The following is a 21,197-nucleotide window of genomic DNA, read 5'->3' as shown; positions in this document are numbered from 1 at the left end:
GGAGAAACATGGCCGAACAGTTCGACCTGGTGGTGGTGGGCGGCGGCCCGGGCGGCTATGTCGCCGCCATTCGCGGCGCGCAGCTCAAGATGAAGGTGGCGCTGGTGGAGCGCGAGCACCTGGGCGGCATCTGCCTCAACTGGGGCTGCATCCCCACCAAGGCGCTGCTGCGCGCCTCCGAGATCAACCACCTGCTGCACAGCCTCGACCAGTACGGCTTCGCGGCCGACAACCCGCGCTACGACTTCGCCAAGGTGGTGAAGCGCTCGCGGCAGGTCTCGGGCCAGCTCTCCTCCGGCGTGAAGGGGCTGCTGAAGAAGAACAAGGTCACGGTGTTCGACGGCAGCGGCAAGCTGGCCGGCCCCGGCAAGGTCGCCGTCACGGGCAAGGACGGCAAGCCGGCGGCGGAGCTTGAGGCCCGGAACATCCTGCTCGCCACCGGGGCGCGGGCCCGCGTCATTCCCGGCATCGAGCCGGACGGCAAGCTGATCTGGTCCTACAAGGAAGCCCTGGTGCCGGACACCATGCCGAAGAAGCTGGTGGTGATCGGCTCGGGCGCCATCGGCTCCGAGTTCGCCTCCTTCTTCCTGAACATGGGCGCCGAGGTCACGCTGATCGAGGTGATGGACCGCATCCTGCCGGTGGAGGATGCCGAGGTGTCCGCCTTCGTCCAGAAATCCTTCGCCAAGCAGGGCATGAAGATCCTCACCGGTGCCCGCGTGCAGGGCGTGCGCAAGTCGGGCGACGGCCTCACCGTGGTCGTCGAGGCCGGCAACAAGGTGCAGGAGATCCAGGCGGACCGGCTGATCTCGGCCGTCGGCATCGTCGGCAATGTCGAGAACATCGGCCTCGAGGGCACCAGGGTGAAGGTCGAGCGCACCCATGTGGTGACCGACCCCTACGGCCAGACCGGCGAGCCCGGCGTCTGGGCCATCGGCGACCTCACCGGCGCGCCCTGGCTCGCGCACAAGGCGAGCCACGAGGGCATCATCGCGGTGGAGGCCATGGCGGGGATGCACCCGCACGCCATGGACGTCTCCAACATCCCCGGCTGCACCTATTGCCGCCCGCAGGTCGCCTCCGTGGGGCTGACGGAGGCCCGCGCCAAGGAGGCCGGGCACGAGGTGCGGGTCGGGCGCTTCCCCTTCATCGGCAACGGCAAGGCCATCGCGCTCGGCGAGCCGGAGGGCTTCGTCAAGACGGTGTTCGACGCCAAGACCGGCGCGCTGCTCGGCGCCCACATGGTGGGGCCGGAGGTGACCGAGATGATCCAGGGCTACACCATCGCGCGGACGCTCGAGACCACCGAGGCGGAGCTGATGCACACCGTCTTCCCCCACCCCACCGTCTCGGAAGCCATGCATGAGTCGGTGCTTGATGCCTATGGCCGGGTGATCCACATCTAGGGGCAACGGCACTTCTCCGCGCTTGCGGGGAAAACAAGCCATCATAGATCATGGAAGCGGTGGCCCCCGGCCTGGTCGGGGGCCGCCCCGCTCCATCCAGCCGGGGTTCCCGAATGGCCACCCGTATTCTGATCGACCACCGGGCCGGCGGCGCGGTTTCCAATGCCGATGGCGGCGTGAAGCCCGTCGCGCCGCCGCCCAGACCGGCAGCCGCGCTGCGCCACCCGGAAAAGGCGAACCGGCCGGACAACCCGATCAAGCGCAAGCCGGACTGGATCCGCGTCAAGGCGCCGACGCACCCGATCTACCAGGAAACGCGCAACCTGATGCGCGACAACAAGCTGGTGACGGTGTGCGAGGAGGCGGCCTGCCCCAATATCGGCGAGTGCTGGTCGCAGCGCCACGCCACCATGATGATCATGGGCGAGATCTGCACCCGCGCCTGCGCCTTCTGCAACATCACCACCGGCATGCCCAAGCACCTGGACGCCGACGAGCCGCGCCGCGTGGCCGACGCGGTGGCCAAGCTCGGCTTGCGTCACGTGGTGATCACCAGCGTGGACCGCGACGACCTGGCCGATGGCGGCGCGGCGCACTTCGCCGCCACCATCGCCGCCATCCGCGCCGCGGCGCCCGAGACCACCATCGAGATCCTGACGCCCGACTTCCTGCGCAAGGAGGGCGCGCTGGAGGTGGTGGTGGCGGCCCGGCCGGACGTGTTCAACCACAACCTGGAAACGGTGCCGAAGCTCTACCCCACCATCCGCCCCGGCGCCCGCTACTTCCACTCGCTGCGGCTGCTGGACCGGGTGAAGGAGCTGGACCCCTCCATCTTCACCAAGTCCGGCGTCATGGTGGGGCTGGGCGAGACGCGGCTCGAGGTGCTGCAGGTGATGGACGACATGCGCAGCGCCGATATCGACTTCCTCACCATCGGCCAGTACCTGCAGCCCACCGTCAAGCACGCCGCGGTGGACCGCTTCGTGGAGCCCGCCGAGTTCGAGGACTATGCCCGCATGGCGCGCAGCAAGGGCTTCCTGCTGGTGTCCGCCACGCCGCTGACCCGCTCCTCCTACCACGCCGACCGGGATTTCGCGGCGCTGCGCGACGCCCGCAACGCGCGGCTGGCCGGCATGAAGCTCGCGGACGCCGCCATCTGATGCCGACCCATGCCGAGAAGCGCATCCTGCGCTATACGCCCGAGCAGATGTTCAACCTGGTGGCGGATGTGCGCCGCTATCCGGAATTCCTTCCCTGGTGCGTGGGGGCGCGCGTCGTCTCCCACACCGAGACGGAGCTGCTGGCCGACCTGACCATCGGCTTCAAGATGTTCCGGGAAACCTTCCGCTCCCGCGTGTCGCTGGAGCGGCCCAGCGCGGTGCGGGTGCAGTACGAGAACGGCCCCTTCCGCTACCTGAACAACACCTGGAAGTTCACCCCGGTCGAGGGCGGCACCGAGGTCGATTTCTTTGTCGATTTCGAGTTCAAGTCCCGCCTGTTGCAGGCCGTCATCGGCACCGTGTTCAATGAGGCGGTGCGGCTGATGGTGCGTGCCTTCGAGCGCCGCGCCATGGCGCTCTATGGGCGCGACGGCCGCGGCCGCGCCGCCGATGGCCAGCCCGTGCCGGGAAGCCCTACCGCCTGAAGACCCGTCGCCTGAAGCCTGGCTGCCCGGCCCGAGGCGGGGGGTTGGGGGGCTGACGGCGCCGGCATGCGCTGGCATGCTCGGGCGTGCCATGCCGAAGATCCTCACCCTCCCGCTCCGCGCCGCCACCGGGCTGCTGGCCTGGCGGCATGAGGGTCGCGGCTGGCTCACGGGCTGGCCGGACATGGCGCGGGGGGCGGCGGCCGCGCTGCCGGCCCTGCCGGTGCTCCGGGCAGACGGCGCCGCCCGCGCGCCGCGATCCGCGACATGAACCACCGATCCTCCGCAACAGCCACAAGGTCCGCTCCATGGTGCATGCTCCCGCCCGCCCGCCCGCCGGGGCGCCGCCCGTCCGCATCAACCTCTATTCGGACACCCAGACCCTCCCCACCCCCGCCATGAAGGCGGCGATGATGCAGGCCGAGCTGGGCGACGAGCAGTTCGGCGACGACCCGACGGTGAATGCCCTGTGCGACCGCATGGCGGCGCTGCTGGGCAAGGAGGCGGCGATGTTTCTGCCCTCCGGCACCATGTGCAACGTCATCGCCATCCTCACCCATTGCCGCCCCGGCGAGGAGGTTCTGGCGCATGAGACGGCGCACATCCTGAGCAGCGAGGGCGGCACCCACGCGGCGCTGGCCGGGGTGCAGATCAACCCGCTGAAGGGGGATCGCGGCATGTTCAGCGCCGAGGCGCTGCGTGCCGCCATCCGCCCCGGCGGCCGCTACAGCCCGCCGCAGCGCCTGCTGGAGGTGGAGCAGACCGCCAACATCGGCGGCGGCGCGGTGTGGCCGCAGGCGGAGCTGGACGCGGTGGTGGCCGTGGCGCGCGAGCAGGGCTGGGCCACCCACATGGACGGCGCCCGTCTGATGAACGCGGTGGTGGCCAGCGGCATTCCCGCCGCCGAGATGGTGGCCGGGTTCGACTCGGTGTGGCTGGACTTCACCAAGGGCCTGGGCGCGCCGCTTGGCGCCGTGCTGGCGGGCCCGGCGGACTTCATCGGCCAGGCCTGGCGCTGGAAGCAGCGCCTCGGCGGCTCCATGCGGCAGGCCGGCATCTGCGCCGCCGCCTGCATCCACGCGCTGGACCACCATGTGGACCGCCTCGCCGACGACCATGCCAATGCCAGGGCCCTTGCCCGCGGCCTGCGGCAGATCGAGGGCATCACGGTCGAGGAGCCCGACACCAACCTCGTCTTCTTCGATCCCTCCGGCACGGGGCTGGAAGCGGGCGCGCTGGTGCGCCGCCTGCGGATGGAGGGCGTCCAGCTTTCCATGCTGGGCGGGCGCATCCGCGCCTGCACCCATCTCGGCATCACGGCGCCGATGATCGAGGAGACGCTCGCCCTCACCCGCAAGGCCCTGGCCGCCTGAGCGGCATGGGGAGGCACCGCGCCTCCCCGTGCCCTCTCCTCCTGAAGCTTAACGCTGCGCCAGCCGGCCCAGGAGCCGCGCATGGCTGCGGGCGCCGGCATGCAGGCAGGCAAGCTCGAACTTCTCGTTCGGGCTGTGCACCTGGTCGTCATCCAGGCCGAAGCCCATCAGCAGGCTGTCCAGGCCCAGGATGGATTTGAAGCTGGACACCACCGGGATCGAGCCGCCGCCGCCCGCCATCACCGCCGGCCGGCCGAACTCCTCCGCCAGCACCGCCCGCGCCGCCTGCACGAAGGGCGAATCCATCGGGATCGAGATCCCTGGACCGCTGGCGAAGACCTGCAACTCGAACTGCGCGTCCGCCGGCAGGCGGGAGCGCACGAACTCCCGGATGCCCTCGATCACCTTCTGCGGGTCCTGCCCCGGCACCAGGCGGCAGGACAGCTTGGCATGGCCCTCGCAGGCGATGACGGTCTTGGAGCCCTCGCCCATGTAGCCGCCCCAGATGCCGTTGATGTCGGCGGTGGGGCGGGCCCAGAGCCGTTCGGGCGCGGAGCGGCCGCGCTCGCCGCCCGGCACGGAAAGCCCCTGCGCGCCGAGGAAGGCCGCCTCGTCGAAGCCCAACGCTTCCCAGGCGGCGCGCTGCTCGGCCGTGGGCTCCTGCACGCCGTCGTAGAAGCCGGGGATCTGGACGCGGCCGTCCGCATCCTTCAGCTCGCCCAGGATCTTCGTCAGCAGGTTCAGCACATTGGCCGCCGAGCCGCCGAACAGGCCGGAATGCAGGTCGCGGTCCCCCAGCCGCAGGTCGATCTGGGTATAGACCAGCCCGCGCAGGCTGACGGTCAGCGAGGGCGTCGCCGCGTCCCACATGTTGGTGTCGCTGATCAGCACCATGTCGGCCGAGAGGATGTCCTTGTCCGCCGCCAGCACGGCCTCGAGGTTGGGGCTGCCGATCTCCTCCTCGCCCTCCACCAGCACCGTCACGCGCACCGGCGGGCCGCCGGCCACCTTGTTCCAGGCCCGCAGCGCGGCGAGCCAGGTCATCACCTGCCCCTTGTCGTCCACCGCCCCGCGCGCGACGAGGCGCGGGCCGCGCGGCCCCGGCACCACCTGCGGCTCGAAGGGCGGGCTGTCCCACAGCGCCAGCGGCTCCGGCGGCTGCACGTCGTAATGCCCGTAGATCAGGATGTGCGGCGCGTCCGGGGACGGGCCCGGATGGGTGGCGATGACGACGGGGTGGCCCGGCGTTTCGCGCAGCCCGGCCTCGAAGCCGAGCGCCACCAGCTCGCCCGCCAGCCATTCGGCGGCGTGGCGGCAATCCGCGGCATGGGCGGGCTGGGCGCTGACGCTCGGGATGCGCAGCCAGTCGATCAGGCTGGCCTCGGTGGCGGTGCGGGCGGAATCGAGGGCGGCGAGCACCCGCGCGGTCTGGTCCTGTGACATGGGCGCAGTCTCGCGCCGCGCGGCGCCGCCGCCAATCGGCAAACCGACAGAAAAAAGATGGGGTCCAGGGGAATTCCTTCCCCTGGCCTTCTTCACCTTGAGGTCAGACCGCCGCCGCGATCCCCAGGAAGTCCTCCGCCTTGAGGCTCGCGCCGCCGACGAGCGCGCCGTCCACATGCGCCAGCGCCAGGATGCCCTTGGCGTTGCCGGGCTTCACCGAGCCGCCATAGAGGATGCGCAGCGTCCTGCCCGCCTCCCCGAAGGCCTTTTCCAGCTCGGCGCGGATGCGGGCATGCATGGCGGCGATGTCGGCCTCGGTGGGGGTGCGGCCGGTGCCGATGGCCCAGACCGGCTCATACGCCACCACCCCGCCGGCGGCCGCGAAGCCCTCCGGCAGGCTGCCGGCGAGCTGCCCCGCCACCACCGCCTCGGCCTCGCCGGAGACGCGCTGCGCCTCGCTCTCGCCCACGCACACCACCGGCACGAGGCCCGCGGCCAGCGCCGCCCCGGCCTTGGCCTTCACGGCCGCGTCGCTCTCGCCATGGTCAGCGCGGCGCTCGGAATGGCCGAGGATGACATAGGCGGCGCCGAGGTCCTTCAGCATCGGCGCCGCCACGTCGCCCGTGTGGGCGCCCTTGGCGGCGGCGTGGCAGTCCTGCGCGCCCAGCGCCACGGCCTTGCCCCGGAGCGCCTCGCCCACCGGCACGAGATGCGGAAAGGGCGGGCAGACCAGCAGCTCGGCCTTGCCGGCGGCCCCGGCGGCCACGCCCGCGGCGAGGGCGGTGGCCTCGGCCAGGGTGCCGTGCATCTTCCAGTTTCCGGCGATCAGCGGTCGCACGCCTGGGGTCATCCCCGTCTCCTTTTGTTTGTCTGGCCGTCTCGTGGCGAACAAAGTGTCGCCACGCCGCGCTACAGGCGGTGCCGGCGTTTGGCAACCGCCCGCCTTTTCCCTATGGTCCGCGCGCTTTCCCCGCCCTCACCCCCTTCCGCGGAATACGATGCTCACTGCACTGCGCCGCCTCGCCGGCACCTGGTTCGCCAAGGGCCTCTTCGTCCTCCTCATCCTGTCCTTCGCCATCTGGGGGATCGAGGACATCGTGCGGAACTTCGGCACCGACCGGGCGGTGGCCCGGGTGGGGGGCGAAGCGATCGAGCTGCCCGAGGCGCAGGAGGCCGCGCGGCGCGAGATGCAGCGCGTGCAGCGCCAGCTCGGCGGCAGCTTCGACATCACCCCGCAGATGGCCGCCGCCCTGTCCCGCCAGGCGGTGGAGGGGCTGGTGATGGAGCGCGTGCAGCGCCAGGAGGCGGACCGCCTCGGCATCGTCGCGCCGGAGGCGGCGCTGCGCGACTATGTGTTCTCCATCCCCGCCTTCCAGGGCGCCGATGGCCGCTTCAGCCGGCCGCTGCTGGACGGCTTCCTGCGCAACAACGGCCTCTCGGAAGCGGGCTTCCTCAACCTGCTGCGCGACGACCTGCGGCGCCAGCAGCTGGTCGGCGCCGTGCGCGCCGGCGCCGCCGGGCCGGATGCGCTGACCCGCCCGCTGCTGGCCTGGGAGCGCGAGCAGCGCGTGGCGGAGCTGGTGCTGCTGCCGCTGGCCGGCGCGCCGGAGCCGGCCGCGCCCGAGGAGGCGCAGCTCCGCCGCTACCACGAGAACAACCCGGACCGCTTCTCCTCCCCCGAATACCGCCACGCCGTGATCGCCGTGCTGTCGCCCGAGACGCTGGCGGCCGAGGTGCAACCCACCGAGGAGGAGTTGCGCGCAGCCTTCGAGGCGCGCCGCAGCCAGTTCGAGACGCCGGAGCGCCGCACCCTGGAGCAGGCCCTGCTGCAGGACCGGGAGAAGGCCGAGGCCCTGGCCGCCCGCTGGCGCGAGGGCGCCGACTTCGCCGCGATCGAGGCGGCGGCGCGGGAGGCTGGCGGGCAGGCCCTGCCGCTCGGCACGCTGGACCGCGCCGGCCTGCCGGTGGAGGCGCTGGCGGAAGCCGCCTTCGCCCTGCCGGAGGGTGGCGTCAGCGCGCCGGTGCAGAGCCCCTTCGGCTGGCATGTGCTGCGCGTCACCGGCATCGCGCCGGGCGAGAGCCGCGGCTTCGACGCGGTGCGCGCCCAGGTGGAGGCGGAGGTGAAGCGGGAACGCGCCGCCGACCTCGCCTATGAGCGCGCCAACGAGGTGGAGGACGCGCTGGCCGGCGGCGCCAGCCTGGCGGAGGTCGCGCCGCGCTTCGGCCTCGCCCTGGCCGAGGTGACGCTGGATGCCCGGGGCCTCGACCGCGAGGGCCGCCCCGTGGCCCTGCCGCTGGATGGCGGGGCGCGGGACATCGCGCTGCGCGCCGTCTTCGCCGCGCAGCAGGGGCAGATGCCGCGCCTGGCCGAGGCGGGGCAGACCGCCCTCTTCGCCTTCGAGCTGCGCGAGGTGGTGCCCGCCGCGCTGCGCCCCTTCGAGACGGTGCGCGAGCCGGTGCTGGAAGCCTGGACCGCCGATGCCCGCCGCCGCTCGGTGGAGGAGCGCGCCGCCGGGCTGCTCGCCGCCGTGCAGGGCGGCAAGCCGCTGGCCGAGGCGGCGCGCGAGGCGGGGCTCGCCTCCCGCCGCATCGGCCCCTTCGGCCGGCAGCCGCAGCCCCAGCAGGGCCTGCCGCCCGAGCTGGCGCAGCCGCTCTTCGCCGCCGCGCCGAACGCCGCCACCATGGCCGAGACGGCCGACGGCTTCGCGGTGGCGCAGGTGCTGGAGGTGCTGCGCTTCGATCCGGACAGCGACCCGCTGGCCCTCGGCCGCACGCGCGACGCCGTGGAGCAGGCCATGCTGGCCGATCTCGAGGCGCAGTATCTGGACGCGCTGCGCGCCCGCGGCGAGGTCACCTACAACGAGAACATGCTGGGCCAGGTCGCCAACCGATGAACGCTCCCTCCACCGGCTTCACCCAGGGTCCCGACTTCCAGGCCTTCGCCGCCGGCCTCGGCGCCGGCCAGGGGCAGGTGCTCTGGCGCGAGCGGGTGGCCGACCTGGACACACCGGTCGGCGCCTATCTCAAGCTGGTGCAGGGCCAGCCCAACGCCTTCCTGTTCGAGAGCGTCGAGGGCGGCGCGGCGCGCGGGCGCTATTCCGCCATCGGCATGGCGCCGGACCTCGTCTGGCGCTGCCGCGACGGCCGCGCAGAGATCAACCGCCACGCGCTCTCCGCCCCGCACGCCTTCGCGGCGGAGGCGGCGCCGCCCATGGAAAGCCTCGCCGCCGCCATCGAGGCCGCGCGCCTGCCGCTGCCGGCCGGGCTGCCGCCCATCGCCGCCGGCCTGTTCGGCTATCTCGGCTACGACATGGTGCGGCACATGGAGCGCCTGCCGGCGCTGCGGCCGGACGTGCTCGGCATCCCCGAGGCGGTGATGATGCGCCCCACCCTGATCGCGGTGTTCGATCACGTGCGGGACACGCTGACCCTCTGCGCGCCCGTCTTCCCCGGCCTCGACCCGCAGGCGGCCTGGGATGCCGCCCTGGCGCGGCTGGACGAGGCCGAGGCGGCGCTGGACCGCCCCCTGCCCCGGCCGGCGCCGCCGGCCAACCTGCCGGCCCTGCCGGAGCCCGCCTCCAACTACGCGCGCGCCGACTTCCTCGCCGCCGTGGAGCGGGCCAAGGAATACATCCGCGCGGGCGACGTGTTCCAGGTGGTGCCGAGCCAGCGCTTCTCCGTGCCCTTCGCGCTGCCGCCCTTCGCCCTCTACCGGGCGCTGCGGCGGATCAACCCGGCGCCCTTCCTGTTCTTCTTCGACTTCGGCGGCTATGCGGCGGTGGGCGCCAGCCCGGAGATCCTGGTGCGGCTGCGCCAGGGCGAGGTCACGGTGCGCCCGCTCGCCGGCACCCGCCCGCGCGGCGCGACGCCCGAGCAGGACCTGGCGCTGGAAAAGGAGCTGCTGGCCGACGAGAAGGAGCGCGCCGAGCACCTGATGCTGCTCGACCTCGGCCGCAACGATGTCGGCCGCGTGGCCGAGATCGGCTCGGTGCGCGTGACGCAGAGCTTCAACATCGAGCGCTACAGCCAGGTGATGCACATCGCCAGCGAGGTGCGCGGCCGGGCGCGGGAGGGCGTGGGCGCGCTGGAGGCGCTGTCCGCCGGCTTCCCCGCCGGCACGCTCTCGGGCGCGCCGAAGGTGCGGGCCATGGAGATCATCGAGGAGCTGGAGCCCTCGCGGCGCGGCCTTTATGCCGGCGGCGTCGGCTATTTCGGCGCCGATGGCGGCATGGACACCTGCATCGCGCTGCGCACCGCGCTGGTGAAGGACGGCACCATGTATGTCCAGGCCGGCTGCGGCGTGGTGGCCGATTCCGACCCCGCGGCCGAATACGAGGAAACGCGGGCCAAGGCGCGCGGCCTGTTCCGCGCCGCCGAGGAGGCCGTCCGCTTCGCCGCCGGCCGGCGATAACTTGACCAGGGGCGCCCAGGGGGAGAAGGATCGCTCACCATGATCCTGTTGATCGACAACTACGACAGCTTCACCTTCAACCTCTACCACTTCCTGGGCGACCTCGGCGCCCGGGTGGAGGTGCGGCGCAACGACGCGCTGACGCCGGAGGAGGCGCTGGCGCTGGAGCCGCAGGCCATCCTGCTCTCGCCCGGCCCCTGCACCCCGCGCGAGGCGGGCATCTGCCTCCCCCTGATCCGCGCCGCCGCCGCGAAGCGCGTGCCGCTGATGGGGGTGTGCCTCGGCCACCAGGCGATCGGCGATGCCTTCGGCGGCATCGTCGAGCGCGCGCCCGTGCCGGTGCACGGCAAGGTCTGGCCAATGCACCACCGGGACACCGACCTGTTCCACGGCCTGCCCAGCCCCTTCCCCGCCACGCGCTACCATTCGCTGGTGGTGCGGCGCGAGGGGCTGCCGCCCGAGCTGGAGGTGACGGCCTGGACGGAGGACGGGCTGATCATGGGCCTCGCGCATCGCGACCTGCCCGTCTGGGGCGTGCAGTTCCACCCCGAGAGCATCGCCAGCGCGCATGGGCACGACATCCTGCGCAACTTCCTGACCATGGCGGGGGTGAACCTCCCGGCGCCGGAACGGGCCGCCGCATGAACACGCTGAAGCCGGTGCTGGCCCGCCTCGCCAATGGCGAGACGCTGGCGGAAAGCGAGGCCGAGCACGCCTTCGGCCTGATCATGGAGGGCGAGGCGACGCCGGCGCAGATCGCCGCCATGCTGATGGCGCTGCGGGTGCGTGGCGAGACGGTGGCCGAGATGACCGGCGCCGTGCGCGCCATGCGCGCCCGCATGAACGCCATCGAGGCGCCGGCGGGCGCCATCGACATCGTCGGCACCGGCGGCGACGGCATGGGCACGCTGAACATCTCCACCGCCACGGCCTTCGTGGTCGCCGGCTGCGGCGTGCCGGTGGCCAAGCACGGCAACCGCGCCCTGTCCTCGAAGTCCGGCGCGTCCGACGCGCTCTCGGCCCTCGGCATCAATCTCGACGTGCCGCTGCCGGCGCTGGAATCGGTGCTGCGGGAAGCGGGCATGGTGTTCCTGATGGCGCCGCGCCACCACGCCGCGCTGCGCCACGCCGCCGGCCCGCGTGTCGAGCTTGGCACCCGCACCATCTTCAACCTGCTCGGGCCGCTGACCAGCCCGGCGCGGGTGAAGCGGCAGATGACCGGCGCCTATGCGCCCCAGTGGCTGCGCCCCATGGCCGAGACGCTCGCCCGCACCGGCAGCGAGCGCGCCTGGCTGGTGCATGGCCAGGGCATGGACGAGCTGGCGCTGTCCGGCCCCAGCCAGGTGGCGGAGCTGCGGGACGGCCGCATCCGCGAGTTCACCCTCACCCCCGCCGATGCCGGCCTGCCCGGCGCGCCGATCGAGGCGCTGCGGGGCGGCGACCCGGCGGAGAACGCCGCCGCCCTCCTGGAACTGCTGCGGGGCGCGCATGGCCCCTATCGCGATTGCGTGGTGCTGAACGCCGCCGCCGCCCTTGTGGTCGCCAGTGACACGGACGATCTGAGGGGCGCCGCCGCCCGTGCCGCCCGCGCCATCGACGAGGGCGCGGCGCTGGCGGCGCTGGAGCGGCTGCGGCGCGCCACCCATGCTCCGGCCGCGGAGACCCCGCCGGGCTGAAGGGCCCGGCCGCGCGCCCGACCGTCCCGCCTCCCCACCGAGCCCCGGTACGCCTCCCCCTTCCGGGCGGCGGGGCGCAAGAGATGACCATGAACGCTGACACGCTGCCCGACACGCTTCTCCGCATCCTGGCCGACAAGGAGGCCGAGCTGCGCGAGCGGGCCGCCGCCACCCCCATCGGCGAGATGGAGAGGCGCGCCCGCGATGTCGGCCGCCCGCGCGACTTCACGGGGGCGCTCTGCGACGCCGTGGCCGAGGGCCGCATCGGGCTGATCGCCGAGATCAAGAAGGCCTCGCCCTCGGGCGGGCTGATCCGCGACCCGTTCGACCCCGCGGGGCTCGCCCAGGCCTATGAGGCGGCCGGCGCCGCCTGCCTGTCCGTGCTGACCGACGCGCCCTGGTTCCAGGGCAGCCCGGCCGACCTCGTCACCGCCCGCAGCTCCTGCGCCCTGCCGGTGCTGCGCAAGGACTTCATGATCGACCCCTACCAGGTGTTCGAGGCGCGGGCGATGGGCGCCGACTGCATCCTGCTGATCCTGGCCGCGCTGTCCGACGCGCAGGCGCGGGAGCTGGAGGAGGTGGCGCGCGGCCTCGACATGTCCGTGCTGGCCGAGGTGCACGACCAGCGCGAGCTGGACCGGGCGCTGGGCCTGCACACCCGGCTGATCGGGGTGAACAACCGCAACCTGCGCACGCTGCAGACCGACCTCGCCACCGCCGAGGCGCTGGTGCCGCAGATCCCGGCCGACCGCATCCCCGTGGCCGAGAGCGGGCTGCGCACGCCCGAGGATGTCCGCCGCATGGCCGCCGTGGGGGCCCGCTGCATCCTGGTGGGCGAGCACCTGCTGCGCCAGCCGGACGTGACCGAGGCGGCGCGCGCCATGGTGCAGGCCGGATGAGCGGCGAGCGGACAGGCGGCCTGACGCATTTCGACGCCGAGGGCCGGGCGGTGATGGTGGACGTCTCGGACAAGCCGGACACCGCCCGCCTCGCCGTCGCGCGCGGGCGGGTGGCGATGGCGCCCGCCACGCTGGAGACGATCCGCGCGGGCGGCATCGGCAAGGGGGACGTGCTGGGGGTGGCGCGCATCGCCGGCATCATGGCCGCCAAGCGCACCGCCGAGCTGATCCCGCTCTGCCACCCCCTCGCCCTGTCCTCCGTCAAGCTCGACCTCGTCCCCTCAGGAACGGACGCGGTGGAGATCGAGGCGCGAGTCAAAACCACCGGCCCCACGGGCGTGGAGATGGAGGCGCTCACCGCCGTCTCGGTGGCCGCGCTGACGGTCTATGACATGTGCAAGGCGATCGACCGCGGCATGCGCATCGAGAACATCCACCTGGTCCGCAAGGAAGGCGGCAAGTCCGGCCTCTGGGAAGCGCCCCGATGATCTCCGTCGAGGAGGCGCGTGGCCGCATCCTGGACAGCCTCGCGCCCTGCGGCGCCGAGACGGTGCCGCTGGCCGAGGGCTGGAACCGGGTGCTGGCACGCCCCGTCACGGCACGCCTGACCCAGCCGCCCGCCGATGTCTCGGCCATGGACGGCTACGCGGTGCGCGCGGCGGATGCGGTGGAGGGGGCGACGCTGGCCGTGACCGGCGCCGCGCCGGCGGGGCACCCCTTCCGGGGCGAGGTGGGACCGGGCGAGGCGGTGCGCATCTTCACCGGCGCGCCGGTGCCGGAGGGGGCGGACGCCATCCTGCTACAGGAGGACGCGACCGCCGGCGGGAACGGCGTGCGGGTGAACGAGACGGTGCGGCCCGACCGCTGGATCCGCCGCGCCGGCATGGATTTCCGCGCGGGCGACACGCTGGTGGAGGCGGGGCGCCGCCTTTCCGCGCGCGACATCGGCCTCGCCGCCGCCGGCAACCATGCCTGGCTCCCGGTGCACCGCGCGCCGCGCATCGCCATCCTCGCCACGGGCGACGAGATCGTGCTGCCGGGCGAGCCGCTGCCGGCGGGCGGCATCGTCTCCTCCAACGCGCACATGCTGGCGGCGCTGGTGCGGGCGGCGGGCGGCGTGCCGGTGGTGCTGCCCATCGCCGGCGACAACCACGAGGCCATCGGCGCCGCCGCCGAGGCCGCGCGGCGCTGCGAGATGCTGGTGACCACGGGCGGCGCCAGCGTGGGCGAGCACGACCTGGTGCAATCCGCCCTGGCGCCGCACGGCTTCACGCTGGATTTCTGGAAGATCGCCATGCGGCCGGGCAAGCCGCTGATCTGGGGCCGCCTCGACGGGACGCCGGTGCTAGGCCTGCCGGGCAACCCGGTCTCGGCGCTGGTTTGCGGCGTGCTGTTCCTGTGGCCGGCGCTGATGAAGCTGTCCGGCCTGCCGGCGGCGCCGCTGCCGCTGCGCATGGCGCGGCTCGGCGCCGACCTGCCGGAGAACGACCGGCGCGAGGAATACATGCGCGCCCGGCTGGAAACCGATGCCGAGGGCCGCAGCGTGGTGGTGCCCGCCACGCGGCAGGACAGCGCCATGCTGCGCGTCCTGGCCGGCGCGGACGCGCTGCTGCAACGCCCGCCCCACGCCCCTGCCCTGCAGGCCGGCGCCACCGTGCCGGTGGTTCATCTCGCCGATCTCGGGATCTGAAGCGGCCTGAGCCTCTTGTGCCAGGGCGGCTTCCGTGAAGCCGGGTGGATGGAAGCCGCCTCGGATGCCCGCGGCGGACGGAGAATGCCCTAGAAGGGCCGGCTGTACCGGAAATAAGGCAGGAGCTGCGCGTCGTCGTTCCCGCGATAGGCGCGGTACCGCCAGGGCGCCGGCTCTCCGCCCAGCATGACGTCGTCGCGGGAAGGCTCCTCCGTCATTTCAAGCTCCCCGGAGGTGGCGCAGCCGCCAAGCAGGAGCAGGAGAAGGACGCAGCGGAGTCGTGGCATGGGGCCCCTGCCGGATGTGTCCGGCCATGCTAGGCCGGCGGCCGGGGCTGGCCTGTTAAATTCGTTGCGAAGCCGCGCGGTGGGCGCGATAGGGGCCGGGACCCATGCGCCAGCTCCGGCGAGAGCCGGGCGGGGCGCATGGGCCGCCAGGAAGCCTCCCGACTAGCGGGAGGGCGTGCCCGGCCAGTCCTGCGGGGCGATGCGCAGCAGGGTGTAGCCCAGCAATCCGGAAACGAGGGAGCCGGCCAGGATGCCGATCTTCGCCTCCGCCTGCAGGGACGGGTCGCCAGGGAAGGCGAGCAGGGTGATGAAGAGGCTCATGGTGAAGCCGATGCCGCAGAGCAGCGCCGTCCCCAGCATCTGGAGCCGCCCCGCATAGGCCGGCATGTCGGCGAGGTCGAGGCGGATGACCAGCATGGCGAAGCCGAACACGCCCACCACCTTGCCGACCAGCAGGCCCAGCCCGACGCCCAGCGTGACAGGTGCCGCCAGCGCCTCCGCCGGCATGCCGAGGAACGGCACGCCGGCATTGGCCAGGCCGAAGATCGGCACGATGAGGAAGCCGACCGGGATGTAGAGCGCATGCTCCAGCCGGTGCAGGGGGCCGCTGTGATCGGCGTCCGGCTTCGCATGGGTGGTCTGCAGGGGAATGGTGAAGGCGAGGATCACCCCGGCCAGCGTGGCATGGACGCCCGAGCGCAGCACCAGCACCCAGAGCACGAGACCGAGAAGGAGATAGGGCCGCAGGCGCTGCACGCCGAGGCGGTTCAGGCCGATCAGGGCACCGACCACCACGGCGGCGCCGGCCAGGTCGGGCAGCGACAGCTGGGCGGTGTAGAACAGGGCGATGATGATGACGGCGCCGAGGTCGTCGATGATGGCCAGCGCCGTCAGGAAGACCCGAAGCGAGGCGGGAACACGCCGCCCCAGCAGCGAGATGACGCCCAGCGCGAAGGCGATGTCGGTCGCGGCCGGGATGGCCCAGCCATGCGCCGTCGGCCCGGGATTGAACGCCAGATACACCATAGCGGGCACGATCATGCCGCCGGCGGCGGCGACGCCCGGCAGGATGCGGCGCGGCCAGGTGGAGAGCTGCCCGTCCAGCGCCTCGCGCTTGATCTCGAGGCCGACGAGCAGGAAGAACACGGCCATCAGGCCGTCATTGATCCAGTGGCCGATGGAGAGCGGCCCGACATAGGTGTGCAGCAGGGCCTCATAGCCCGGGCCGAGGGGCGAGTTGGCGATGACCAGCGCGAGGGCGGCCGCCCCCATCAGCACCAGCCCGGCGGAAGCCTGACTTTCGAGGAAGCGGCGAAGGGCACTCGGCCGGGCATGGGAAGGCGCTGCCATGGGCGTACTCCGGACACAGGCAAGCACGCTGGCGGCCCGACCAGCGCTGATCCCTGCCCGCCCTTGTCCGATGCGAACACCCGAGATTTCTATGGCACCGGAAAAAGCCCGCCGCAACCGCCTCTCCGCCCGGACTTTTCCGCGGGGCTGCCACGATGGCACGGGAAGCCGGCTCCTGGCCCCGGAGGCGCGGGACGGGGTTGTGCGGACCAGACGAGGCGGATGAGGAATCGGGGAAGGGTGGCGGAGGGGATGGGATTCGAACCCACGAGACGGGTTATCCCCGTCTAACGGTTTAGCAAACCGCCGCCTTCGGCCACTCGGCCACCCCTCCGCAGGGTGTTGAAGTTGCACGGCGTATGCGAGGCCGCTTCTAGCGGTCCGGGCGGGCCGCGTCAAACGGCCACTCTCGCCTCAGCGTGAAAAAGCTGGGGATAGGTGCCCGCCACCCTCCCCAGCCCACCGTCTCAGCCGAGATGGACGGAGAAGCCCTTCGCCACCGCGGGCCGCGCCATCATGCGGGCATACCAGGCCGCCACGGCAGGGAACTCCTCGAGGCTGCCCAGGTGCCGCTCATGCCGCCACGCCCAGCCGAGGATGGCGAAGTCGGCGATGCTGGGCTCCCCCTCGGTGGCCACGAAGTCGCGGCCCGCGAGGCGGCGGTCCAGCACGCCGTAGAGCCGGCGCGTCTCGTTGCGGTACCGCTCCAGGCCGTAGTCGCGCGCCGGGCCCTCGGGGCGGGTCAGGAAATGGTGGACCTGGCCGGGCATGGGGCCGAAGCCGCCCATCTGCCACATCAGCCATTCCCACACCTGCACCCGGCCCCGCGGGTCGGCGGGCAGGAAGCGGCCGGTCTTCTCGGCGAGGTAGAGCAGAATGGCGCCCGATTCGAAGACGGTGATCGGCTGCCCGTCCGGCCCCTCATCGTCGATGATGGCGGGGATGCGGTTGTTGGGGGAGAACTTCAGGAACTCGGGGTCGAATTGCTCGCCCTTGGTGATGTCCACCACCTTGACGGTGTAGGGCAGCCCCATCTCCTCCAGCGCGACGCTGATCTTGCGCCCGTTGGGGGTGTTCCATGTGTAGAGGGTGATCATGTCTCGGCGGGCCCTCCCGGCCTCGGTGTTTCCGGCCGGGAGGGAAGCACGCGCCGGGCCTCGCGTCAGCCCAGCTTCTTCTTCAGCAGCTCGTTGACCAGCGCCGGGTTGCCCTTGCCCTGCATGGCCTTCATCGTCTGGCCGACGAAGAAGCCGAACAGCTTGTCCTTGCCGGAGCGGTATTCCTCCACCTTGCCGGCATTGGCGGCCATCACCTGGTCGATCACCGCCTCGATCGCGCCGGTGTCGGTCACCTGCTTCAGGCCGCGCTCCTCGACGATGGCGGCGGGCGGCTTGCCCGTCTCGAACATCGCCTCCAGCACCTCCTTGGCGAGCTTGCCGGACAGCGTGCTGTCGGAGATCAGGTCGAGCAGCGCGCCGAGATCCCCGGCGCTGACCGGCGAGCTGCCGATGCTGGCGCCGGTGCGGTTGAGGCCCGCGAAGAAGTCGCCGGTGATCCAGTTGGCGGCCATCTTGGGGTCGCGGCCCTTCGCCACGGCCTCGTAGAAGGCGGCCGTCTCCTTCTCCAGCGTCAGGACATGGGCGTCATAGGGCGTCAGGCCGAAATCGCCGACATAGCGGGCGCGGCGGGCATCGGGCAGCTCCGGCAGGGCGGCCTTCAGCGCCTCCACCCAGGCGGCGTCCAGCACCAGCGGCGGCAGGTCCGGGTCGGGGAAGTAGCGGTAGTCATGCGCGTCCTCCTTGGAGCGCATGGAGCGGGTCACGCCGCGGGTGGTGTCGAACAGGCGGGTTTCCTGCACCACCTCCTCGCCCGCTTCCCACAGCTCCACCTGCCGGCGCGCCTCGGCCTCCACCGCCTGCATGACGAAGCGGATGGAATTGACGTTCTTGACCTCGCAGCGCGTGCGGAACCCCTCGCCCGGCTTGCGGACGGAAACATTGACATCGGCGCGGAGCGAGCCCTGCTCCATGTTGCCGTCGCAGGTGCCGAGGTAGCGCAGGATCTGCCGCAGCTTGGTGAGATAGGCCCCCGCCTCCTCCGGCGAGCGCATGTCCGGCTCGGAGACGATCTCCATCAGTGCCACGCCCGAGCGGTTGAGGTCGATGTAGCTCTTGCTCGGGTGCTGGTCGTGCAGCGACTTGCCGGCATCCTGCTCCAGGTGCAGGCGCGTGATGCCGATCTGCTTGGTGCTGCCGTCCGCCAGATCGATCTCGATCTGCCCCGTGCCGATCACCGGATACTGGTACTGGCTGATCTGGTAGCCCTGCGGCAGGTCCGCGTAGAAGTAGTTCTTGCGGTCGAAGCGCGACCACAGGTTGACCTGCGCGTTCAGCCCGAGGCCGGTGCGCACGGCCTGCGCCACGCATTCGCGGTTGATCACCGGCAGCATGCCGGGGAAGCCCGCGTCGATGAAGCTGACCTGGCTGTTGGGCTCGGCGCCGAAGGCGGTGGCGGCGCCGCTGAACAGTTTTGCTTCAGAGGTGACCTGGGCATGCACCTCAAGCCCGATCACCACTTCCCATGGGCCGGTGCTGCCCTCGATGGTGTAGCTCATGCCGCGGCCCTCAGCGTGGGAAGCGCGTTGAAGCCGGCCGCGCGCTCGATGGCGCCGCCGACGGCGAACACCGTCTCCTCGTCGAAGGGCTTGCCCAGGATCTGCAGGCCGAGCGGCAGGCCCTTGGCATCGAGGCCCGCCGGCACCGACATGCCGGGAATGCCGGCGAGGTTCGCCGTCACGGTGAAAACGTCGTTCAGGTACATGGCCACAGGGTCGTCCTGCTTCTCGTCCCGCCCGAAGGCGGCGCTGGGCGTGGCGGGGGTCAGGATGGCGTCCACCTCTCCCCAGGCCCGGTCGAAGTCGCGCTTGATCAGCGCCCGCACCTGCTGCGCCTTGACGTAGTAGGCGTCGTAATAGCCGGCGCTCAGCACATAGGTGCCGATCAGGATGCGGCGCTTCACCTCGTCGCCGAAGCCGGCGGCGCGGGTGCGCTCATAGAGGTCCTTGAGGTCCTCGCCATTCTCGCGCAGGCCGAAGCGCACGCCGTCATAGCGGGCGAGGTTGGAGGAGGCCTCGGCCGGCGCCACGATGTAGTAGGTGGGCAGCGCGTATTTCGTGTGCGGCAGGCTGATGTCGACCAGCGTCGCGCCTTCCGCCTTCAGCCACGCCATGCCCTGCTGCCACAGCGCGTCGATCTCGGGGGAAAGCCCCTCCATCCGGTATTCGCGCGGGATGCCGATGCGCAGGCCCTTCACGCCGCGCGCCACGGCGGCGGCGAAGTCCGGCACCGCCACGTCGGCGCTGGTGGAATCCCTCGGGTCGAAGCCGGCCATGGAGCCGAGCAGGATGGCGCAATCCTCGACGGTGCGCGCCACCGGCCCCGCCTGGTCGAGCGAGGAGGCGTAGGCCACGATGCCGAAGCGCGAGCAGCGCCCATAGGTCGGCTTGATGCCGGCGATGCCGCAGAAGGCCGCCGGCTGGCGGATCGAGCCGCCCGTGTCGGTCGCCGTGGCGCCGAGCGCGAGGCGCGCCGCCACCGCCGCCGCCGAGCCGCCCGAGGAGCCGCCGGGCACCAGGAAGGTGTCCTCCTCGCCCTGGCGCTTCCACGGGTTCTCCGCCGCGCCGAAGGCGGAGGAGGTGTTGGAGGAGCCCATGGCGAACTCGTCGAGGTTCGCCTTGCCCAGGAACACCGCGCCGTCGCGCAGCAGGTTAGCCGTCACCGTGCTCTCATAGGGCGGCACGAAGTTGCCAAGGATGCGGCTCGCCGCCGTGGTGCGGGTGCCGGCGGTGCAGAACAGGTCCTTGATGGCCAGCGGGATGCCGGTCAGCGCCCGGCCCTCGCCCCTGGCCAGCGCGGCATCGGCCTCGGCCGCCTGCCGCTCCGCCAGCTCGGGCGTCGGGGTGATGTAGGCGTTGAGGCGCGGGTTCAGCGCCGCGATGGCGTCCAGATGCGCGCGGGTCAGTTCCACGGCGCTGATCTCGCGCCGGTCCAGCGCGGCGCGGGCGCCGGCGATCGTCAGCTCGGTCGGGTGCGTCATGCCGCTCACTCCACCACCTTGGGCACGGCGAAGAAGGCATCCGCCCGGTCCGGCGCGTTGGCCAGCACCTTCTCCTGGATGCCGCCATCGGTCACGCGGTCCTCGCGCATGCGCAGCGCCTCGGCGCCGCCGCCGGCCATCGGCTCCACCCCTTGGGTATCGACCGCCTGCAACTGCTCGATCCAGCCCAGGATTCCATTCAGTTCGGCCTCAAGGCGCGGCAGGTCGGCCTCCTCCACCCTGAGGCGGGCGAGCGAGGCGACGCGCCGGACTGTGGCGGTGTCGAGCGACATTCTTTTTCTTCCGGAGAGTTAAACAGGTTAGGTTTGCACGGAAACGGGAGCGGACCATAAACACCGCCATGCCCATCATCAACCTGAGCGAACTGCGTGCCGGCCTGCCCCGCCACGCGCGCCTGATCGGCCTCGACCCCGGCAAGCGCGTCATCGGCGTGGCATTGTCCGACGTCCTGCTGATGCTGGCCAGCCCCTACAAGGGCCTGCCCCGCGCCAAGCTGGCGGCCAACGCCGCCGAGATCGCCGCCATCGCGCGGAAGGAGGGCGCGGGCGGGCTGGTGGTGGGGCTGCCGCTCGGGATGGACGGCTCCTTCGGCCCGGCGGCCCAGGCGGCCAAGGACTGGGCCATCGCGCTGTCCGCCGCCACCGGCCTGCCGGCGGCGCTGTGGGACGAGCGGCTCTCCTCCTCCGCCGTCAACCGCATGATGATCGAGGAGGCGGACCTGACGCGCGGCAAGCGGGCCCGCGCGGTGGACGCGGCGGCGGCGGCCTACATGCTGCAGGCGGCGCTGGATGCCACGGGGGGCGGTGGCGTGCGTGGATGAGGCCCGCCGATCCGTTCATCTTGCATCTTCCGGACGGCCCGACGCATTGTGCCCAATCGTTACATTTCCACAGAGGCCGCG

General features: G+C 72.1%; 21 protein-coding genes and 1 tRNA gene. 13 read left to right on the top strand and 9 right to left on the bottom strand.

Features of this window, described 5'->3' with window-relative positions; all coding sequences use genetic code 11:
* The first annotated feature begins 8 nt into the window (after positions 1 to 8).
* The 5 genes from lpdA to CR162_RS00960 all read left to right on the top strand — a co-directional run bounded on the left by lpdA (position 9) and on the right by CR162_RS00960 (position 4,424).
* Positions 9 to 1,406, top strand: coding sequence for a dihydrolipoyl dehydrogenase (gene lpdA / locus CR162_RS00980; RefSeq protein ID WP_099093666.1), 1,398 nt, complete (start codon positions 9 to 11; stop codon positions 1,404 to 1,406).
* Between the two features lie 113 nt (positions 1,407 to 1,519).
* The gene (lipA, locus tag CR162_RS00975) at positions 1,520 to 2,566 is read left to right on the top strand and encodes a lipoyl synthase (protein ID WP_099093665.1); all 1,047 of its coding nucleotides are present in this window, start codon (positions 1,520 to 1,522) and stop codon (positions 2,564 to 2,566) included.
* A complete protein-coding gene (locus CR162_RS00970; protein ID WP_099093664.1) occupies positions 2,566 to 3,051 on the top strand; it encodes a type II toxin-antitoxin system RatA family toxin in 486 nt (161 codons plus the stop codon). Before lipA ends, CR162_RS00970 begins: the two co-directional genes overlap by 1 nt.
* 91 nt (positions 3,052 to 3,142) lie before the next feature.
* Positions 3,143 to 3,322, top strand: a complete 180-nt coding sequence (locus tag CR162_RS00965; protein ID WP_141563051.1) for a hypothetical protein — start codon at positions 3,143 to 3,145, stop codon at positions 3,320 to 3,322.
* Positions 3,323 to 3,359: 37 nt separating this feature from the next.
* Positions 3,360 to 4,424 carry a threonine aldolase family protein gene (locus CR162_RS00960; protein WP_099093662.1) on the top strand — a complete coding sequence of 355 codons (1,065 nt, stop codon included), beginning with the start codon at positions 3,360 to 3,362 and terminating at the stop codon, positions 4,422 to 4,424.
* 48 nt (positions 4,425 to 4,472) lie between these two features.
* Here CR162_RS00960 and CR162_RS00955 read toward each other — a convergent pair whose 3' ends face one another.
* Both CR162_RS00955 and tpiA read right to left on the bottom strand, forming a co-directional pair.
* Positions 4,473 to 5,867: a dipeptidase gene (locus CR162_RS00955; RefSeq protein ID WP_099093719.1), complete on the bottom strand. Its 1,395-nt coding sequence runs from the start codon at positions 5,865 to 5,867 to the stop codon at positions 4,473 to 4,475.
* A 103-nt stretch (positions 5,868 to 5,970) separates the two neighbouring features.
* A complete protein-coding gene (gene tpiA, locus CR162_RS00950; RefSeq protein WP_176559668.1) occupies positions 5,971 to 6,705 on the bottom strand; it encodes a triose-phosphate isomerase in 735 nt (244 codons plus the stop codon).
* 160 nt (positions 6,706 to 6,865) lie between these two features.
* Here tpiA and CR162_RS00945 point away from each other — a divergent pair, with 160 nt between their 5' ends.
* The 7 genes from CR162_RS00945 (at position 6,866) to CR162_RS00915 (ending at position 14,543) form a co-directional block, all read left to right on the top strand.
* Positions 6,866 to 8,761 (top strand): peptidylprolyl isomerase, encoded by a 1,896-nt coding sequence (locus tag CR162_RS00945; protein ID WP_099093660.1) that lies wholly within the window; start codon positions 6,866 to 6,868, stop codon positions 8,759 to 8,761.
* A complete protein-coding gene (gene trpE / locus CR162_RS00940) occupies positions 8,758 to 10,278 on the top strand; it encodes an anthranilate synthase component I (RefSeq protein ID WP_099093659.1) in 1,521 nt (506 codons plus the stop codon). The genes CR162_RS00945 and trpE overlap by 4 nt, the downstream gene beginning before the upstream one ends.
* Positions 10,279 to 10,317: 39 nt before the next feature.
* Positions 10,318 to 10,923: an anthranilate synthase component II gene (locus tag CR162_RS00935; RefSeq protein ID WP_099093658.1), complete on the top strand. Its 606-nt coding sequence runs from the start codon at positions 10,318 to 10,320 to the stop codon at positions 10,921 to 10,923.
* Positions 10,920 to 11,954 (top strand): anthranilate phosphoribosyltransferase, encoded by a 1,035-nt coding sequence (gene trpD, locus CR162_RS00930; protein WP_099093657.1) that lies wholly within the window; start codon positions 10,920 to 10,922, stop codon positions 11,952 to 11,954. Before CR162_RS00935 ends, trpD begins: the two co-directional genes overlap by 4 nt.
* 89 nt (positions 11,955 to 12,043) lie before the next feature.
* Positions 12,044 to 12,853, top strand: a complete 810-nt coding sequence (gene trpC, locus CR162_RS00925) for an indole-3-glycerol phosphate synthase TrpC (RefSeq protein ID WP_099093656.1) — start codon at positions 12,044 to 12,046, stop codon at positions 12,851 to 12,853.
* Positions 12,850 to 13,341, top strand: coding sequence for a cyclic pyranopterin monophosphate synthase MoaC (moaC, locus tag CR162_RS00920; protein WP_099093655.1), 492 nt, complete (start codon positions 12,850 to 12,852; stop codon positions 13,339 to 13,341). Before trpC ends, moaC begins: the two co-directional genes overlap by 4 nt.
* Positions 13,338 to 14,543: a molybdopterin molybdotransferase MoeA gene (locus CR162_RS00915; protein ID WP_099093654.1), complete on the top strand. Its 1,206-nt coding sequence runs from the start codon at positions 13,338 to 13,340 to the stop codon at positions 14,541 to 14,543. Before moaC ends, CR162_RS00915 begins: the two co-directional genes overlap by 4 nt.
* A gap of 89 nt (positions 14,544 to 14,632) precedes the next feature.
* On the opposite strand, the gene CR162_RS23025 is transcribed toward CR162_RS00915, so the two are convergent.
* The 7 genes from CR162_RS23025 to gatC form a co-directional block, all read right to left on the bottom strand.
* On the bottom strand, positions 14,633 to 14,761 hold the full coding sequence (locus tag CR162_RS23025) for a hypothetical protein (protein WP_281254936.1): 129 nt from the start codon (positions 14,759 to 14,761) through the stop codon (positions 14,633 to 14,635).
* Positions 14,762 to 14,992: 231 nt separating this feature from the next.
* Positions 14,993 to 16,180, bottom strand: coding sequence for a Na+/H+ antiporter NhaA (nhaA, locus tag CR162_RS00905; protein ID WP_099093652.1), 1,188 nt, complete (start codon positions 16,178 to 16,180; stop codon positions 14,993 to 14,995).
* Positions 16,181 to 16,421: 241 nt separating this feature from the next.
* Positions 16,422 to 16,514, bottom strand: a tRNA-Ser gene (locus tag CR162_RS00900).
* 133 nt (positions 16,515 to 16,647) lie between these two features.
* Positions 16,648 to 17,277, bottom strand: a complete 630-nt coding sequence (locus CR162_RS00895; protein WP_099093651.1) for a glutathione S-transferase family protein — start codon at positions 17,275 to 17,277, stop codon at positions 16,648 to 16,650.
* Positions 17,278 to 17,342: 65 nt separating this feature from the next.
* A complete protein-coding gene (gene gatB / locus CR162_RS00890) occupies positions 17,343 to 18,794 on the bottom strand; it encodes an Asp-tRNA(Asn)/Glu-tRNA(Gln) amidotransferase subunit GatB (RefSeq protein ID WP_099093650.1) in 1,452 nt (483 codons plus the stop codon).
* Positions 18,791 to 20,275 carry an Asp-tRNA(Asn)/Glu-tRNA(Gln) amidotransferase subunit GatA gene (gatA, locus tag CR162_RS00885; RefSeq protein WP_176559664.1) on the bottom strand — a complete coding sequence of 495 codons (1,485 nt, stop codon included), beginning with the start codon at positions 20,273 to 20,275 and terminating at the stop codon, positions 18,791 to 18,793. The genes gatB and gatA overlap by 4 nt, the downstream gene beginning before the upstream one ends.
* A 5-nt stretch (positions 20,276 to 20,280) precedes the next feature.
* Entirely contained in the window at positions 20,281 to 20,568 is a 288-nt protein-coding gene (gene gatC / locus CR162_RS00880) for an Asp-tRNA(Asn)/Glu-tRNA(Gln) amidotransferase subunit GatC (RefSeq protein ID WP_099093648.1), read from the bottom strand.
* Between the two features lie 68 nt (positions 20,569 to 20,636).
* Between gatC and ruvX the strand changes: the two genes are divergently transcribed.
* Positions 20,637 to 21,116, top strand: a complete 480-nt coding sequence (gene ruvX, locus CR162_RS00875; RefSeq protein ID WP_099093647.1) for a Holliday junction resolvase RuvX — start codon at positions 20,637 to 20,639, stop codon at positions 21,114 to 21,116.
* Positions 21,117 to 21,197 lie beyond the last annotated feature (81 nt).

Source organism: Teichococcus rhizosphaerae (genome assembly GCF_002631185.1).
Lineage (GTDB): Bacteria > Pseudomonadota > Alphaproteobacteria > Acetobacterales > Acetobacteraceae > Pseudoroseomonas > Pseudoroseomonas rhizosphaerae.
The sequence above is the reverse complement of the archived record's forward strand: the minus strand, read 5'-3'. Positions and strand labels throughout refer to the sequence as shown.

Coding starts and splice junctions, on each gene's coding strand:
- lpdA (WP_099093666.1), top strand. CDS start 9: ATGGCCGAACAGTTCGACCTGGTGGTGGTGGGCGGCGGCCCGGGCGGC.
- lipA (WP_099093665.1), top strand. CDS start 1,520: ATGGCCACCCGTATTCTGATCGACCACCGGGCCGGCGGCGCGGTTTCC.
- CR162_RS00970 (WP_099093664.1), top strand. CDS start 2,566: ATGCCGACCCATGCCGAGAAGCGCATCCTGCGCTATACGCCCGAGCAG.
- CR162_RS00965 (WP_141563051.1), top strand. CDS start 3,143: ATGCCGAAGATCCTCACCCTCCCGCTCCGCGCCGCCACCGGGCTGCTG.
- CR162_RS00960 (WP_099093662.1), top strand. CDS start 3,360: ATGGTGCATGCTCCCGCCCGCCCGCCCGCCGGGGCGCCGCCCGTCCGC.
- CR162_RS00955 (WP_099093719.1), bottom strand. CDS start 5,867: ATGTCACAGGACCAGACCGCGCGGGTGCTCGCCGCCCTCGATTCCGCC.
- CR162_RS00945 (WP_099093660.1), top strand. CDS start 6,866: ATGCTCACTGCACTGCGCCGCCTCGCCGGCACCTGGTTCGCCAAGGGC.
- trpE (WP_099093659.1), top strand. CDS start 8,758: ATGAACGCTCCCTCCACCGGCTTCACCCAGGGTCCCGACTTCCAGGCC.
- CR162_RS00935 (WP_099093658.1), top strand. CDS start 10,318: ATGATCCTGTTGATCGACAACTACGACAGCTTCACCTTCAACCTCTAC.
- trpD (WP_099093657.1), top strand. CDS start 10,920: ATGAACACGCTGAAGCCGGTGCTGGCCCGCCTCGCCAATGGCGAGACG.
- trpC (WP_099093656.1), top strand. CDS start 12,044: ATGAACGCTGACACGCTGCCCGACACGCTTCTCCGCATCCTGGCCGAC.
- moaC (WP_099093655.1), top strand. CDS start 12,850: ATGAGCGGCGAGCGGACAGGCGGCCTGACGCATTTCGACGCCGAGGGC.
- CR162_RS00915 (WP_099093654.1), top strand. CDS start 13,338: ATGATCTCCGTCGAGGAGGCGCGTGGCCGCATCCTGGACAGCCTCGCG.
- CR162_RS23025 (WP_281254936.1), bottom strand. CDS start 14,761: ATGACGGAGGAGCCTTCCCGCGACGACGTCATGCTGGGCGGAGAGCCG.
- nhaA (WP_099093652.1), bottom strand. CDS start 16,180: ATGGCAGCGCCTTCCCATGCCCGGCCGAGTGCCCTTCGCCGCTTCCTC.
- CR162_RS00895 (WP_099093651.1), bottom strand. CDS start 17,277: ATGATCACCCTCTACACATGGAACACCCCCAACGGGCGCAAGATCAGC.
- gatB (WP_099093650.1), bottom strand. CDS start 18,794: ATGAGCTACACCATCGAGGGCAGCACCGGCCCATGGGAAGTGGTGATC.
- gatA (WP_176559664.1), bottom strand. CDS start 20,275: ATGACGCACCCGACCGAGCTGACGATCGCCGGCGCCCGCGCCGCGCTG.
- gatC (WP_099093648.1), bottom strand. CDS start 20,568: ATGTCGCTCGACACCGCCACAGTCCGGCGCGTCGCCTCGCTCGCCCGC.
- ruvX (WP_099093647.1), top strand. CDS start 20,637: ATGCCCATCATCAACCTGAGCGAACTGCGTGCCGGCCTGCCCCGCCAC.